This window comes from Methylobacterium sp. A54F (assembly GCF_053346035.1).
The window spans coordinates 142865-157612 of sequence record NZ_JBKFBF010000003.1 but is presented as its reverse complement, the minus strand read 5'-3'; the positions used below and the strand labels follow the sequence as shown (position 1 = coordinate 157612).

Genomic DNA, 14748 nt, shown 5'->3' with positions numbered 1-14748 from the left:
GGGCTCGGCCCGGCGATGCCGGCCCCCTCGCCGCTGCCCATGCCGGTGCAGGATCTCGGGCGCTGGGACCCGGCGCTGGGCCATCGGCCGGCGCGCGCCCCGCGGCCGCCCCGGCTCGCGCGGCTGTTCGTGTTCGGGGGCGCCGTCGCGCTCACGAGCTACGGGGGCTTCGAGATGTACGAGACCATCGCGGTCTCGGGCTCGCCCACGGCGCTGCAGATCCTCCTGCTGGCGCTGTTCGTCCTGACCTTCTCGTGGATCGCGCTAGCCTTCACGGGGGCGCTCCTCGGCTTCGCGCTGCTGCTGCGGCGGACGCGTCCGGACCCGGATCCGGACCGCCTCGCAGGCCGCACGGCCGTGGTCATGCCGGTCTACAACGAGGGCACGGCGCGCACCTTCGCGAGCCTCGAGGCGATGCGCGAATCCGTCGAGGCGACCGGCCTCGGGGCGCATTTCGACTGGTTCGTGCTCTCGGACTCGACCCAGCCCGACGCCTGGATCGCCGAGGAGCGCGCCTTCCTGGCGCTGCGCGCCCGCCTCGGCCCGGATGCCCGCCTCCACTACCGGCACCGGCCGAAGAACCACCACCGCAAGGCCGGCAACATCGGCGACTTCGTGAGCCGCTGGGGGGGCGCCTACGATCACATGCTGGTGCTGGACGCCGACAGCCTGATGAGCGGCGCCTGCATCACCCGGCTCGCGGCCGCCATGGAGGCGGATCCCGACGCCGGCATCATCCAGACGCTGCCGCTGATCATCAACCGCAACACCCTGTTCGCCCGGGTCCAGCAATTCGCCGCCCGCATCTACGGGCCGGTCATCGCCACCGGCCTCGCCCACTGGTCGGGCCGCGACGGCAACTACTGGGGCCACAACGCCATCATCCGCACGCGGGCCTTCGCGGCCGCCTGCGGCCTGCCCGACCTCGCGGGCCGCCCGCCCTTCGGCGGCCACGTGCTCAGCCACGACTTCGTGGAGGCGGCGCTGATCCGCCGGGCCGGCTGGGCCGTCTACATGCTCCCGACCCTGCCCGGCTCCTACGAGGAGAGCCCGCCCTCCCTCATCGACGTGGCGGTGCGCGACCGGCGCTGGGCGCAGGGCAACCTGCAGCACGCCCGCGTCATCGGCGCGGCGGGCCTCGCGCCCGCCTCCCGCCAGCACTTCGCCACGGGCATCGCGGGCTACGTCGCCTCCCCGCTCTGGCTGTTCCAGCTCGTGGTCGGCATCGCCCTCGTGCTCCAGACCGCGTACGTGCGGCCGGAATACTTCACGAGCGAGTTCGGCCTCTACGCGGTATTCCCGCGCTTCGACCCGGTGCGCGCGCTCAAGCTCTTCGGCCTGACCATGGGCATCCTGCTCGCCCCGAAGCTCCTCGGCCTGGTGCTCGCCCTCCTCGACCGGGCGGTGCGGCGGGCCTGCGGGGGGCCCGCGCGCCTCGTCCTCTCCTGCCTCATCGAGATCCTGCTCTCGGCGCTGATCGCGCCGATCGCCATGCTGATCCAGTCGGGCTCGGTGCTCGGGATCCTCGCCGGCCGCGACACCGGCTGGAACCCGCAGCGGCGCGACGACGGCTCGATTCCCTGGGGCGACATCGTGCGCCGCCACCGCTGGCACACGGCCCTGGGCCTTGTGGCGGGGATCGCGGCCTTCGCGATCGCCACCTCCCTGTTCCTCTGGATGTCGCCGACGATCCTCGGCCTCGTGCTCGCCATCCCGATCTCCTGGGCGAGCGGCCAGCTGAGCCTCGGCCTGGCGCTGCGCCGCCGCGGCCTCCTCGGCACGCCGGAGGAGGCCGATGCCCCCCCGATCGCCCTGCGCGCGGCGGAGCTCGCCGCCCGCAACGCGGCCCGCGGCCTCGACGAGGCCGACGCTCTCGAGGCGATCCACGCGGACCCCGACCTCGCCGAAGCCCATGCCCGCATGCTGCCCGTCGCGGCCTCCCGCCCGCGCGGGCGCATCGACGTCGACCACACGCTCGCCCAGGCCAAGGCGGTGGAGGCCGAGACCCTGGCGGAGGCGCGGGCCTGGCTGACGCCCCGGGAGCGCATGGCCCTCCTGCACGACCGCGCCCTCCTCGACCGCCTCCAACGCCTCGCGCCGTGAGCGGCGGCCGGGCTCGGGCGGGGCGCAACAATCGACGCAATCGTCGTGAAACCAGGCTTAACCATAAGTCCTCGTCAAGACAGCCATCACGGCTGCTGAAGCGAGGGGAAGTCCGATGTTCAAGCCCGTATCGAAGTCGCTGACCACGATGGATCGCGTCGCCGCCGTCCTGCTGGTGGCAAGTCTCGCCCTCGCGGTGGTCGAGTACCTGCGCGCCCTGGCCCTGCCGGCGCATTTCGTCTGAGCCGTCCCGCCCGACACCTGCCATCGCGTCCGCCGGGATCTCGGCGCCCGGGCGGACGGGACCGTGACGGAGGCGCGCTCCGGCGGAAAGCGTTCCCGCAGGTGCAGCTCGACAGTCAAGCTTGATCCTTTGCGGATTTATGGTCTCCGCGCGCTGCGCAGCGCAGGCCAACCGTGAAGACTGATGATCAAATCACTAATCTGGAACAAAACGTCTCCCGACGATTTGTGACCCAAGCGATTTGATTGTGCATGGCTTCGGGATCATGAGTGCAGAGTGTCGAGGCAGGCCGTACCCCTGGGTTGGAGCGCTCATCTGTGCCTCGATCCTTGCCGTGGGCGGCATCGAGCAAGCAACGGCTCAGAGTTCGGGTGCGACGCAACCGGACTTCAACGCTCGGTTCAAGGGACTTGAGCGCACCGCGCCGGTCTTCACCTATCCGGAGGTGCAATCACACCTCTCGGCGGGCAAGACTGGCGAAGCGCCCGCCGGAGAGCCGCACACGACGGCGGCCGTGCCGTCCGGGGGGCCCGCTGCCCGCACGGTCGCCGACCGTTCGAAGCCGATCGAGCGCGGGCGTGCGACCTGGTACCAGCATCCCGGGCGCACGGCGGCCGGCGAGCGGTACAACCCCGACGGCCTGACGGCCGCCCACCGCAGCCTTCCGTTCGGCAAGCGCGTGCTGGTGGTCAACACCCAGAACGGACGCTCCGTCGTGGTCCGGATCACCGACCGGACCAACGAGCGGACGCGCGCGAAGCGCCCCTACGTGGTCGACCTGTCCCGCGGCAGCGCTCGGGCCCTCGGGATCGAGGGTGTCGCGCAGGTCGCGCTCTACGAGGCGCGCTAGCCCCGGGGAGCCGACGTCCCTCAGGCGAAGGAGCCGGCCCCTGAGCCGAAGGCTGCGGCGGTCACGCCGCCGAGGATCACCGAGCCGCCGCCCGACAGGTTGAGCTGCGCCGTCCCGTCCGCGCGCGCGACGAGGGTGTAGCTCTGCCCCTGCAGGTCGAGCCGGTCCCCGTCCGCCTGGTTGAAGCCGAGGATCAGGTCGGTGCCGGAATTGGCTCCGAACACGTAGCGGTCCGCCCCGCGATCGCCCGAGAGGACATCGTCGCCGAGGTCGCCGGACAGAACGTCGTTGTCCTGCCCGCCGTAGAGGGTGTCCGCGCCCTGTCCACCGTAGAGCGTGTCGGTGCCCAGGTTGCCGAACACGAGGTCGTCGCCGAGGTTGCCGAGGTCGAGGTCGTCCCCCTGCCCGCCGTAGAGGGCGTCCGCGCCCTGGCCGCCGTAGAGCACATCGGCGCCCAGGTTGCCGAACAGGACGTCGCTGCCCTGGTTGCCGAACGCGGTGTCGTTGCCGAGGCCGCCGATGGCGGTGTCGTTGCCCGATCCGCCGGTGAGCAGGTTGGCGGCATCGTTGCCCGTGAGGCTGTCGTCGCCCGAGCCGCCGACCGCGTTCTCGATGAGCGAGGCGGGATTGCCGCCCGCCAGCAGGGCGTTGAAGACGTTGCCGGCCGCCCGGGCGCCGGTTCCGGTGTCGGTGACGGCGAGCTGGTCGGCCGAGAGGGTCGAGGCGGCGCCGGGCCGCAGGTCGATGCGCAGGCCCGTCGCGTAGTTCGACAGGTCGTAGGTGTCGATCCCGCCGCCGTCCCAGATCGTCTCGTAGACCCGGTTGCCGCCCGGGGCGGGCTGGCCGGCCCCGTCGACGAAGGCCTGCCCGGTGGTCGGGCTCCAACTGTAGACCGTGTTGCCGGCCCGGGTGGCGTAGTTCGCGCCGTACATCGCCTGAACGGCGGCGATGTCGTAGATCATCGGCGATTGCGGGTTGCCGACGGCCTCGGCGGTGTTGGTCAGCGGGCCGCCGGGCGTGCGCCGGTAGGACATGATCGAGTAGTCGTTGTCGTCGTGCTCCGGCGTCACCGTGGTGTTGGCCGGGCCCCCCGCCTCGTGGGCGTGCTTCAGCCCGAGGGAATGGCCGAGCTCGTGCATCACGAGCCGCCAAGTGCCGCGGGCGTAGACCTCCGTGTCGCCGACCTGGGCGGTGGAGCTCGCGAACCACGCATCGCCCCCGCGGGCGCCGGCGCTCGGGTTGTAGCCGACGCCGTTGAAGGTGCCGAGGCTGCTGGTGCGCGCCACGCTGATGTCGGCGGCCTCGCCGGGTCCGACCTCGGCGAAGCTGACGTTGGCCACCTCGGCGTACTGCGCGAGGGCGTCGCGGACCATCGCCTGGAAGCTCGCCGAGGCGGCCACGAAGCCCGAGGGCTCGTTGGTGAGGCCGTTGTAGTCGGCCGGGTAGTAGGCCGCGCTCGTGGGGAAGTTGTAGGTGATCGTCGGGCTGCCCCAGCGCACGCCGGAGAGGACGCCGTCGATGTCCGGGTTGCCGGTGGCGGGCTGGGCGGTGGCGGTGTTGGCCATGTCGGTCCTCGGGATCGGGGCGTCTCAGGGGTCCGCGCGGACCGCGCGGGTCATGGGGATCGGGGCGGCGGGCCCGGCCGCCGCCCGTGCCGGGGTCAGGCCAGGGATCAGGCCAGGGGTCAGGCCAGGGATCAGGCGAGGTAGCCGGCCCCCGTGCCGAAGGTGCTGCCGTCGATGCCCGCGAGCCGCACCGTGCCGCCCCCGGAGAGGAGCAGCTCCGCGTCGCCGTTCGCGGCCGTTCCCACCGTGTAGGTCTGGCCCTGAAGGTCGAGGCGGTCGCCGTCGGCCTGGCTGAAGCCGAGGATCAGGTCGCGGCCGGAGTTCCGGCCGAACACGAAGCGGTCCGCCCCGAGATCGCCCGAGAGCACGTCGTCGCCGAGGTCGCCGTAGAGGGTGTCCGCGCCCTGGCCGCCGTAGAGGGTGTCGCTGCCCTGCCCGCCGTAGAGCGTGTCCGCGCCCTTGCCGCCGAACAGGGCGTCGCTGCCCAGGTTGCCGAACACGAGGTCGTCCCCGAGATCGCCGGACAGCCGGTCGTCGCCCTGGCCGCCGTAGAGGGTGTCGTTGCCCTGGCCGCCGAACGCGGTGTCCCGGCCCTGGTTGCCGAAGATCGTGTCGTTGCCGGTGTTGCCGAACACGAGGTCGTCGCCCTGGAGCGCGAGGTAGCGGTCGTCGCCGCCGAGCAGGCTGATCTCGTCGCTGCCGTCCGTGCCCACGAGGTCGTCGTCGAAGGGCGTCGGGCCGGGTGGGGTGGAGCCGCCGCTCGGACCGCCCCCTCCGTCGCCGCCGGTGGTCCCGCCTCCCGTGCTCCCGCCGGTGGTGCCCCCGCCGGTGGTACCCCCGCCCGGGGTGCCGGTGCCGGTTCCGGTGTCGGCGCCGGTGACGTCCGTGATCGTCACATCGTTGCCGTCGCCGCCCTTGTAGCTCAGCCGGTAGCTGCGCCCGCCGTAGCTCGCGATCATGCCCTCCGCGGCGGTCTGCCCGCCAATCTGGAAGCTGCCCTCGACCGAATCGGTCCCGAGGTTGTCGATGAGGGTGATCGACTGGCCGGCCGAGCCGCCCGCACCCGGCAGCAGGTTGAGGACGAGGCCCGCGCCGCCGAGGCTGACCCGCCCCGCCACGGTGACGACGTCGAAGCTCGCCGCGCCCGCAACGTCCTCGCGGAAGTCGCTCAGCCGGTCGAGGGTGAGGTCGCCGCCGACGTAGAGGGAGCCGACCGCGTCCCCGAGCCCGGCGCCGGCGGGGTTTGCCGAGAAGGCGATGTTGTCGGTGGCAACGCTGCCCAGGATGCTGCCGTCGCCGAGGAGGTTCGCGTCGCGGGCGTTCACCCCCGAGGCGATCGCCCCGTCGACGAACAGGGTGCTGTTCCGCAGGGTGGTCGGACCCGTGTAGGTGCTGATTCCGGTCAGGCGCAGCGGGCCGCTGCCGTCGATGACGATGGCGCCGGCGCCGTTCGGCCCGTCGTGGATCACGTTGTCGAGGGCGATCTCGCGGGCTTGGCCGGTAATAAGGCTAGGGAAGCGTCCGTTCACGAGGGTGAGCGTGCCGCTGACGCCGATCCCGCCCTCCAGCGTGCCGTCGACGGTGCCGTTGCTGAGTTCGAGCCGGTTGGTGCCGCCCGTGAAGGTGACCGCGTCGGCCTGCGCTGCGGTGGATACTGCGGCCGACAGCATGGCTTGGTTGCCGGCTTGGCTGCCGGCTTGGCTACCAACCTGGCCGCCGCCCGGCAGCGCACCGGCGAGGCCGCCGCGGATCGTGCCGGAATTGATGACGGTCAGGTCGTGGCCGGTGAGCCCGGATCCGCCGCGGCCGGCGCTGCCGAGCCCGGTGTCGTAGTTGCTGCCGCCGGCCGTGCCGCCCCGGCCGCCGCTGATCACCGCGCCGTTCCGGAGCGTGAACCGCGAGCCCAGCGCGGCGAGACCGATGCCGCCGTCGCCGCCGTCGCCGCCCTTGAGGCCGTCGCCGCCCGCACCGCCGTTGCCGCCGGTGCGGTCGACGGTGTTGGTGAAATCGTCGAGGGAGCCCTTGAGCAGCAGGCCGTAGCCGCCCTCGCCGCCGCCCCCGCCCCCGGCGTTGTCGCGCGGGAAAGCCCCGGGCTCGCCGGTCGGAGCGAAGCCGTCCTGGCCGGCCGTGCCGGTCGTTGCGGCCTCGTTCGTGCGGCTGGTCGAACCGTGGGCGCCGCCGCGCCCGCCCGCTCCGCTCGCGAAGGCGCCGGCCGCCGCGTTGGAGGCCGCGGCACCGGCGCCGCCCGCCCCCTCCCCGGCGCTGCCGCCGCCGCCGCCGCTCGGGTGGTCCGCCGCCGTCCCGTTCCCGCCCGCCTGCGGGCTGCCGGTCGTCGGGACGAGGCTCGCCCCGAGGCCGCCCGCGGCGTCCCCGGTCGCGCCGCCGTTGCCGCCGCGGTTGCCGCTGCCATTGCCCGTGGCGGGGGCGCCGTCGTCGTTGAGGATCGTGCCCGTGGCGGTGCCGGCGACGACGGTGGCCCCCGTCGCGTTGGCGAGCGTCACCGCGAAGGTCTCGTCGGGCTCCGCCACGCTGTCATTGAGGATCGGGAAGGTGAAGGATTTCTGCGTCTCGCCGGGGCCGAAGGTCAGCGACCGCGTCGGGAAGCTGCCCCCCACGAAATCGGCGCCCTGCGCGGGGTTCGCGCCGTTGCCCGCCGAGACCACGACGTCGACGGTCGCGGTGCCGCTCAGGTCGCCGCCGCGGGTCACCGTGTAGGTGAAGGCGGTGCCCCCCTGCGCGCCCTCGCTCCGGCTGTCGGTGGCGGGCGACAGGCTGAGGGTCGCGGGCGCGGCCACCGGGCCGATCGGCGTGAAGTCCGAGGTGTTCGAGGCGCCGCGCGGGTTGATGTCGGCGAGGCGCCGCGTGCCCGCCGGCGTCCCGTCCGTGACCCAGGGCTCGTTGCCGCTGCCGTCGCTGGCCTGGAAGAGGGCTCGCCCGCCGTCGATCGCCGTGATGTGGATCGGATAGGAGGAGCCGGACGCGCTCAGGTCGCCGAGGCGCGTCGTGCCCGCCGCCGTGCCGTCTGTGATGTAGGGCTCGACGTCGTAGCCAGTACCCGCGCCCGCGCCGGCGAAGACCGCGCGGCCGCCGCCGATCGCCGTCATGTATCTCTGATCGGGCGCGTTCGAGTAGAGGGCCACGCCGATCGAGACATCGGAGATGCGCGTCGTCCCGCCTTCGGTGCCGTCCGTCACCCAGAGGCCGCCGGCGTTGACCGCGTCGGTGGCGTTGAACACCAGGTGGCCGTCCCCGAGGGCGGTGAGAAAGCGGGGGTTCGAGCTCTCGGACCCGGGGTTGATATCCCGGACGCGCCTCGTGCCCGCCGCCGTGCCGTCGGTGATCCAGAGCTCGTACCCGGCGGCGTCGCCGTTCGCCGCGAAGATCACGCGGCCGTCGCCCAGGGCGGTGAACGAATCGGCGCTCGATATCCCGCCGGGCAGGAGGTCGATCAGGCGTTGCGTGCCCTCGGCCGTCCCGTCGGTGATCCAGGGATCGCTGCCGCCCGCATCGCTCTGCGCGCCGAAGATCAGCCGCCCGTCGGCGAGCCGAGCGAACCCCCCGCGGTCGGAACCGCCGCCGAGGCCCGGCCGCGAGTCGGAAGGGCCCGGATAGATGTCCTTGACGCGGGTCGTGCCGGCCTCCGTGCCGTCCGTCACCCAGAGTTCCTGGCCGCCCGCCTGGTCGGCCGCCCGGAACACCAGCCGGCCGTCGGGCAGCGCCGTGAACTCCTCCGGCTGCGAGCCGGGCGTGCCCGGATAGATGTCCTTGACGCGCCTGGTCCCGTCAGCGGTGCCGTCGCTGATCCAGAGCTCGCGCCCGCCCCCGGACTCCTCGGCCGAGAACACGACCTTGCCGGTGCCGAGGCGCGTGATCCCCAGGGGAAGGGCACCGTTGGTGCCCAGGTTGATGTCCGCGACGCGGCGGGTGCCGCCCTGCGTCCCGTCCGTGATCCAGAGTTCGGACCCGGTTTGCCCGTCGTTGAAGCTGAAGGCCACGCGGCCGTCGCCCAAGGCCGTCAGGTCGTTGGCGCCGTTGCCGCTGGGCAGGTCGACCGCGGCGCGCGTCCCCTCCGGCGTTCCGTCCGTGAGCCAGAGCTGCGTCTTCGTGCCGTCGAAGGCGGGAAACACGTAGGTCTGCGAAATTCCGATCACCATCGAGGCCCCCATACTCGTACGACATGGGACCGCGGCCGACGGCCGTCCGGATCCCGCGCGGGTGCACGCACGAAGACGCAAGACCTGCCGCCAGTTTCGCCGAGCCTGTACTGGCGAAATAGGCGGCGTTCTTCATCGACCGCGTGCGATCAGCGCAGGATGATCGCCCTTGTAGGCGGGATCATCCTGCCCTTGACTGCGAGCGGATTTGTTACGAATTGTAAAGCTTGTGTCACCACCCGTACGGGTAGTGTCGGGGCGCTTCGATTTCACGGATGATTGCTGAGGTGCGGAGATCGACCACATGAGCGGAGCCGACGACGCGCTGATCCTGGCGATCTATGCCTGCGCGACCAGCGACGCCGCCATTCACGACTGCCTGCGGCTCCTCTCGGACCAGTTCGGGGGCCGTTCCGCCGCCCTGATCTACCAGGATCCCGTCCGCGCGAGCGCCGATTTCGGGTTCGGATACGGCCTCCTCGACGCCGCGGCCCAGGCGCGCTACCGGGCGGAGTTCGCGCGCTACGATCCCGCGCCGGCCGCGATGGCGAAGCTCGCCCTCGGCGCGGTGACCACCACGGGGCGGCTGTTCGACAGCGAGGACCCGCGCCACGCCCACTTCCTGCGCAACTTCTATTATCCGCTCGGTCTCCGCGAGGCCATCGGCGGCCCGGTCGCCCGCGAGGCGGGCCAGTCCGGCATCATCGCCGTGCAGCGCGGGCCGGATCGCGGGCCCTTCGACGCCGGCGACATCGCGGCCTTCGAGCGCCTGATGCCGCACGTGATCCGGGCGATCGGCCTGCGGCGGGCCTTCTTCGAACTGCAGTCGGAGGCGGAGGACCTGCGGGCCGCCGTGGAGCCCGTCGGTCCCGGCATCCTCGTGCTCGAGCCCGACGGGCCGCTGCGCCACGCCAACGTCGCGGCCCGCACCATCCTGAACCGGAGGGACGGCTTCCTGCTCGACGCGAGCGGGTTCGTCCACGTCCTCACCGATCCCGAGGCGCGCCGCTTCGCGCGGCTCGACCAGAGGCGGCCGGGCTTCTCGATGGTGCCGCGGGTGCAGGACGCCCACGACATGCTCGACCTGCTCCCCTACGCCCTGCGCCTGTCGCGCCGGCACGAGCCGGGCGGCGGTGCCGCCCCCTCGCTGATCGTGCGCATCCACGACCCCGACCGGCGCTGGCACGCGGCCGAGTGCACGCTGCTCGAAGCCTTCCCGATGTCGCGCCACGCGGCCCGCCTGACGATCGCCCTGACCACGGGCGACGACCTCGCTGTCTACGCCCACCGGGAGGGCATCTCCCTGAACACCGCGAAATTCCACCTCAAGGCGGCGTTCGCGGCGACCCAGACCAAGCGCCAGCCCGACCTCGTCCGCCGCGCGCTCGGCGTCGTCGGGGATCTGAGCGACACCTAGCACCACCCGATGTGGTCGATCCGGACGGAGCCCCGGTCGCCGCGGCCCCTGGACCGCCTCCAGCGCCCTGCGACGGGCGCCGCCTCACTCCGACGCGGCCGCGCGACACGACGGCGCGCGCGTGGTATCCACCCCGGGACCGCCCGGGTGCGGTGGGCGTCATGGGAGCAAGGCGGGAGCGGGCGGCGATTCCGGAGCCTCGGGCCTCGTGAAACATCGCCGGTCTCCGCAACGGCTTGGAAGGGTGGCCGAGTGGTTTAAGGCAGCGGTCTTGAAAACCGCCGTGGGGGCAACTCCACCGTGGGTTCGAATCCCACCCCTTCCGCCAGTTGCCTGTTCGTGAACGTCCGCCGCAGGCTTCTAAATCACTGATAGAGCAAGCAAAGTTCACCTCACGCGTTCGCGGCGATCCGCTAGCGTTCGTCCAAATTCGCGATCACCATGTGGGTAGCCGTGAGGGCGAAGACGACATGCTAGGGAACCCGACGCGCTGGAAGGGGCATTTGCAAAACCTCCTGCCGAGGCGTTCGAAGGTCCGGAAAGTCGAGCATCATGCCGCCCTGCCCTACCCCGAGACTCCTGCCTTCCTGCTTGACCTACGGAGCCGAGAAGGCATCGCTGCCCGTGCGCTGGAGTTCGCTATCCTGACGGCAGCCAGGACCGGAGAGGTAATCGGGGCGCAGTGGTCCGAGATCGACCTCGAGGCTCGCACCTGGATCGTACCGGCCGATCGGATGAAGGGCGACCGCGAGCATCGCGTGCCTCTGTCAGAACCGGCGCTCGCCAGCCTATGCGGCGTTCCTTGAGTGTTCGAGCAGTCTGGTCGGGTCAGGCCCGCGCCGGTCGGTAGGCGGCCGCAAGCGCCCGGATAGATCCGACCACTTCCAGTCCGCCAAAAGGGCTAATGGCGTATTGCCGCAAAGTCCTCAGACTCACTTCACCGTCCAGCCCCGGTCTGCCCCTTCTGGACGGGGCCGCCAGTCGATCGAGACGAAGCTTCGCTCGTTCGGTTCGCAAGGCCACCCGTGGCGTATGGCAGGTCACCCGGCAGCTGGATCGATCATGGCGATGCCGCCTACGTCCCGGCAGGCCTTGGATTTGCCTAGCTTGACCATTCGAGTGCCGAACGTTCACGGGGCGGAGGGGAACGAGGCTGATGCGGATATCGAGCAGCTTGATTCGTCGACTTGCCGAAAAGCCATCCTTGCCGGTGCGCATCCGACTGCCGCGCCTCTTCCGCACCCTGTCACTGGGCAGTCTCGTGGTCCTCGGCTTTTGTCTATCGCTGAGCTGGGTGCTGTTCGTCGTCTGGGCCGTCTACGCTCTAGCGCAGTTGGTACTGTCGTGATGCTGCACGGCACTCGCAAAATCGCGCCGCACCATGCGCGATGCTCATTATTTCGACTTGCCCAAGGCCACTACCTACGTACTTTTGGGTCTTCGCAGGCTGCCATTCCATGATCTACGCGACGATAGCAGCGCTCGGCATAAGCGCTGGCATGACCGTGAGGTGGCCAATCCTGCTGGCAGTCTGCACTGTCCTGGCGTCGGCCGTTGGACTGACGGGTGCCCTGCATGCCGAACCGCTCGTTGATGTGCTGTGGCAGGGCGCGAGCGTCATGTGCGTGCTCGATATCAGCTACCTGGTCGGAGCTGTAATCGTGTCGGCCGACCTCTGGCAGGGTTTCACTCGCAAGACCTGACGCATCTCATGGGATCCCAACAGACGCGACGCCTGCGCGGCTTTCGACTGATCGGCGACACCTGGCCTAGTGAGCGAGCGCGCCGATGAGCGGCGCCGAGGCAAGGCTCAGCAGAAAAACGACGAAGCCGATGCGCTGGATGTGAAGCTCGGTGACCATGATGCGCCCCTTCTCGGCCCTGTGTGGCTCGTGTTGAGCGGGCTCATAGAGACGGTCCATTTCACCAATGTTTCGTCGATGGATAGGCCGGCCATAAGGCCTGCTATCAGTGCAGCCGCTCGGCAAAGATCGACAGCGCGTTCGGCCCGTAGGGGCCGTGAGCGGCCTCGTCCGACAAGCTCTCTCGCTCGGAGCGCTCACGTTCCACATCCTCAAGGGCGTGGATGACGAGAGCATGCGCATCTCCGCTTTGAGCGACGATGGCGCGGAGAGCCGCAACGAGCTGTTCCTGAGCGTCGAACATGGTGGTCACCTTCGTGAAGGCCGGCGCCTGCGCCGCTGGGGACTGCGAGTCTGGGCGCACAGCCGCTCCGGTGGTCGGCTAGGTCAGAGGAAGTGGCGGAACACCACGTCTGCGGCGGGTGCCTGGACACCATCCCGGGCCTGGTCGACGGCGGCACGGCAGGGAGCGAGTGCGGCGGGCAGGATCAGCGCGAACAGCGCCAGGACCCAGTTCTTTCTGCCATTGAGCGCCATCGGTGCCTCCCTCGTCGGAGTGTCGTCGAAGCTGGGCTCTAGATACGCATCACGAATTGCACTCGTGTTTTCTGAACCGTGACGTCCGACGTGGCGGTGCTAACGCGCACGCGTCGCTGCCCTGGTGCGTCCCGGTGGGAGGCAGAACAGAATTCGATCACACGAAATGAGCCGGCAGCGCGGACATCCGCAGAGAACGCCCTTGGTTTTAATAGATGCGAGAACGGGGCCTGATGGCGATTGAAGCGAGCCGGGATCTAACTGCAAATGTCCCACCAGACAGGCCAAGGACGGCGTGAGGAAGCGCACCACGCCCTTCTGACAGCGCAATGCGAAAGCGTTGAGTGCCAGTGATGATGTCGCTTGGTAAGATAAAAGGGAGAACGTCTATTTCGGCTGTCTCCAAGCTAATTCGTATCAAAGATGCCGTTCGATCCAATTAAAATCACGACGAAAACTTGGAGTGATCGCAATATCTGGATTCCTGTCTCTGCCGGATCTGGATACGTAATCACGTTGCTGCATATGGGATCACCCACCTCAGGACATTATACTTCCGTCCAAATAGGTACTTGAAAACCTGATACAGGTAATTAAAGTCTTGCGATTACGTAACTGAAAGTTCGGCCACTATGCTCACCGATTCAAGCCATGGGGTGCCGAGCTCCCACCAGAGTCAACGGTCGCCCTTCATTGATCTCGATGACTGCCTGAACCCGGAAGTCAGCCAAGATCACGTAATTGAAGCTCTTGCACGAACGTTTGTGACTGCTGAGCCGTTTGAGCACATTGTCATCGATGGCTTATTCGACAAAGGCCTCCTGCGAGAGATTGCGAGCGCGGCCCCACATGTAATGCATGAAATTGGCAAATCGGTTGCAGATGATAATGTCCAAGTTCATCGAACCAAATCATTTGGGAAACTGTCTCCGGCTGCTAAGAGTTATTTTTATTTAGTAAACTCTGCTACTTTTACGAATTTCCTCACTCGGCTGACTTCAGTAGAAGATCTCATCGTTGATGCAAATTTGAAGGGCGGAGGTTTGCACGAGACACGGACAGGCGGGCATTTCAAAGTTCACCGCGATTTCGAATTTCATGAGCGAACTATGCTCAAGAATAAACTTGTGGTGATAACCTATCTCAACGAAGATTGGCAGGAGACATACGGAGGTGCTCTCGAATTGTGGTCAGATAAAATTTGCTGCAAAAAGATTTACCCAGTTTTTGGGCGAACAGTTATATTTATGCATGGCCCTCGCAGTCTGCATGGGCATCCTGAACCGCTGAACGTGCCTCCCGGTATCACGCGCAAGTCGATCGCTTCCTACTACTATGTGAATCCCGAGGCCGCATTCACCCGTCATACCCGAACCTCTTCGCAGTTTCATGGTGCGCATGGTGCCAAATCAATGGGGCGGCTGAAGAGCGCGGTCCGGCAAAGCACTCCGCCAATCTTGTGGAACCTTGTGCGAAACTGGAAGAAGCCATCGTAGGCGAAATTCCTGCCAATCCGCCGGACGATCCCAATACTATTCAGTACGAAAAAGTCCCGCCAGCGCTTAGCTGACGAGGCCAGGGAGGGGTGCCTGGAAGGGGCACTCAGTAGACGAACGAGCGAGCGTCCGGTTCGATCGGATGACTGCCGATCCCGCCAGCTCCGGACCGCGGCCGTCACCACCCCACGATCATTCGGCTGGTGGGGCGAACTTCAGCCGGTCGGGCGGCTCAGGTCCCGTAGGATCATGCTGACGGCGAGCAGCGCGACGGTGGCGTAGCTCATCGTGGCGGCCGCTTCGATCATCGCAGCACCTGAGGCTTGGGAGCGGAGGTGCTCCACTCCCAAGCAGCGAGGCTGCTGGGGAGAGCCGGAGCGAGAACAGCCGAGTAGACCTTTGGTTGCAGCTTTGCTGGATAGCAACCAGAAGTTTTGTCGACGGCGTCAATCCGGACGCGATCCCAAGCACAATTCGTTCGCCGATATCCGCCGCTGTATCCCCGCATCCGAGCACGAAG

12 protein-coding genes, 1 tRNA gene and 1 pseudogene are annotated in these 14748 nt (G+C 68.7%); 9 read left to right on the top strand and 5 right to left on the bottom strand.

The genetic code is table 11. The annotated features are described in order from the left end of the window. Positions 1-15 precede the first annotated feature (15 nt). The 3 genes from mdoH (at position 16) to ACLBXP_RS07005 (ending at position 3197) form a co-directional block, all read left to right on the top strand. Complete coding sequence (gene mdoH, locus ACLBXP_RS07015; RefSeq protein WP_447667109.1) at positions 16-2103, top strand: glucans biosynthesis glucosyltransferase MdoH; 2088 nt, start codon at positions 16-18, stop codon at positions 2101-2103. A 115-nt stretch (positions 2104-2218) separates the two neighbouring features. Then, positions 2219-2347, top strand: coding sequence for a hypothetical protein (locus ACLBXP_RS07010; protein ID WP_447666874.1), 129 nt, complete (start codon positions 2219-2221; stop codon positions 2345-2347). Between the two features lie 334 nt (positions 2348-2681). After that, the gene (locus tag ACLBXP_RS07005; RefSeq protein WP_447666873.1) at positions 2682-3197 is read left to right on the top strand and encodes a septal ring lytic transglycosylase RlpA family protein; all 516 of its coding nucleotides are present in this window, start codon (positions 2682-2684) and stop codon (positions 3195-3197) included. A gap of 20 nt (positions 3198-3217) precedes the next feature. Here ACLBXP_RS07005 and ACLBXP_RS07000 read toward each other — a convergent pair whose 3' ends face one another. Both ACLBXP_RS07000 and ACLBXP_RS06995 read right to left on the bottom strand, forming a co-directional pair. After that, the gene (locus ACLBXP_RS07000; protein WP_447666872.1) at positions 3218-4762 is read right to left on the bottom strand and encodes a M10 family metallopeptidase; all 1545 of its coding nucleotides are present in this window, start codon (positions 4760-4762) and stop codon (positions 3218-3220) included. A gap of 131 nt (positions 4763-4893) precedes the next feature. Then, complete coding sequence (locus ACLBXP_RS06995) at positions 4894-8916, bottom strand: ELWxxDGT repeat protein (RefSeq protein ID WP_447666871.1); 4023 nt, start codon at positions 8914-8916, stop codon at positions 4894-4896. Positions 8917-9220: 304 nt separating this feature from the next. Between ACLBXP_RS06995 and ACLBXP_RS06990 the strand changes: the two genes are divergently transcribed. The 5 genes and pseudogenes from ACLBXP_RS06990 to ACLBXP_RS06970 all read left to right on the top strand — a co-directional run bounded on the left by ACLBXP_RS06990 (position 9221) and on the right by ACLBXP_RS06970 (position 12036). Beyond that, positions 9221-10333: a helix-turn-helix transcriptional regulator gene (locus ACLBXP_RS06990; RefSeq protein ID WP_447666870.1), complete on the top strand. Its 1113-nt coding sequence runs from the start codon at positions 9221-9223 to the stop codon at positions 10331-10333. Positions 10334-10571: 238 nt separating this feature from the next. Then, positions 10572-10661 (top strand) — tRNA-Ser (locus ACLBXP_RS06985). 118 nt (positions 10662-10779) lie between these two features. Beyond that, positions 10780-11124: pseudogene (locus tag ACLBXP_RS06980) on the top strand (tyrosine-type recombinase/integrase); the annotation flags it as partial. A 365-nt stretch (positions 11125-11489) separates the two neighbouring features. Then, positions 11490-11681, top strand: coding sequence for a hypothetical protein (locus tag ACLBXP_RS06975; RefSeq protein ID WP_447666869.1), 192 nt, complete (start codon positions 11490-11492; stop codon positions 11679-11681). A gap of 109 nt (positions 11682-11790) precedes the next feature. Further along, on the top strand, positions 11791-12036 hold the full coding sequence (locus ACLBXP_RS06970; RefSeq protein WP_447666868.1) for a hypothetical protein: 246 nt from the start codon (positions 11791-11793) through the stop codon (positions 12034-12036). 66 nt (positions 12037-12102) lie between these two features. Here the strand turns inward: ACLBXP_RS06970 and ACLBXP_RS06965 are convergent, their stop codons facing one another. From ACLBXP_RS06965 to ACLBXP_RS06955, 3 genes are all read right to left on the bottom strand, one after another. Then, positions 12103-12255, bottom strand: coding sequence for a hypothetical protein (locus ACLBXP_RS06965; protein ID WP_447666867.1), 153 nt, complete (start codon positions 12253-12255; stop codon positions 12103-12105). 46 nt (positions 12256-12301) lie between these two features. Further along, on the bottom strand, positions 12302-12499 hold the full coding sequence (locus ACLBXP_RS06960; protein ID WP_447666866.1) for a hypothetical protein: 198 nt from the start codon (positions 12497-12499) through the stop codon (positions 12302-12304). An 83-nt stretch (positions 12500-12582) separates the two neighbouring features. After that, positions 12583-12732, bottom strand: coding sequence for a hypothetical protein (locus ACLBXP_RS06955; RefSeq protein ID WP_447666865.1), 150 nt, complete (start codon positions 12730-12732; stop codon positions 12583-12585). 632 nt (positions 12733-13364) lie between these two features. Between ACLBXP_RS06955 and ACLBXP_RS06950 the strand changes: the two genes are divergently transcribed. Beyond that, positions 13365-14228: a 2OG-Fe(II) oxygenase gene (locus ACLBXP_RS06950; protein ID WP_447666864.1), complete on the top strand. Its 864-nt coding sequence runs from the start codon at positions 13365-13367 to the stop codon at positions 14226-14228. The last annotated feature ends 520 nt before the right edge of the window (positions 14229-14748 follow it).

Coding starts and splice junctions, on each gene's coding strand:
- ACLBXP_RS06955 (WP_447666865.1), bottom strand. CDS start 12,732: ATGGCGCTCAATGGCAGAAAGAACTGGGTCCTGGCGCTGTTCGCGCTG.
- ACLBXP_RS06960 (WP_447666866.1), bottom strand. CDS start 12,499: ATGTTCGACGCTCAGGAACAGCTCGTTGCGGCTCTCCGCGCCATCGTC.
- ACLBXP_RS07000 (WP_447666872.1), bottom strand. CDS start 4,762: ATGGCCAACACCGCCACCGCCCAGCCCGCCACCGGCAACCCGGACATC.
- ACLBXP_RS06990 (WP_447666870.1), top strand. CDS start 9,221: ATGAGCGGAGCCGACGACGCGCTGATCCTGGCGATCTATGCCTGCGCG.
- ACLBXP_RS06975 (WP_447666869.1), top strand. CDS start 11,490: ATGCGGATATCGAGCAGCTTGATTCGTCGACTTGCCGAAAAGCCATCC.
- mdoH (WP_447667109.1), top strand. CDS start 16: ATGCCGGCCCCCTCGCCGCTGCCCATGCCGGTGCAGGATCTCGGGCGC.
- ACLBXP_RS06950 (WP_447666864.1), top strand. CDS start 13,365: ATGCTCACCGATTCAAGCCATGGGGTGCCGAGCTCCCACCAGAGTCAA.
- ACLBXP_RS07010 (WP_447666874.1), top strand. CDS start 2,219: ATGTTCAAGCCCGTATCGAAGTCGCTGACCACGATGGATCGCGTCGCC.
- ACLBXP_RS06995 (WP_447666871.1), bottom strand. CDS start 8,916: ATGGTGATCGGAATTTCGCAGACCTACGTGTTTCCCGCCTTCGACGGC.
- ACLBXP_RS06965 (WP_447666867.1), bottom strand. CDS start 12,255: ATGGACCGTCTCTATGAGCCCGCTCAACACGAGCCACACAGGGCCGAG.
- ACLBXP_RS06970 (WP_447666868.1), top strand. CDS start 11,791: ATGATCTACGCGACGATAGCAGCGCTCGGCATAAGCGCTGGCATGACC.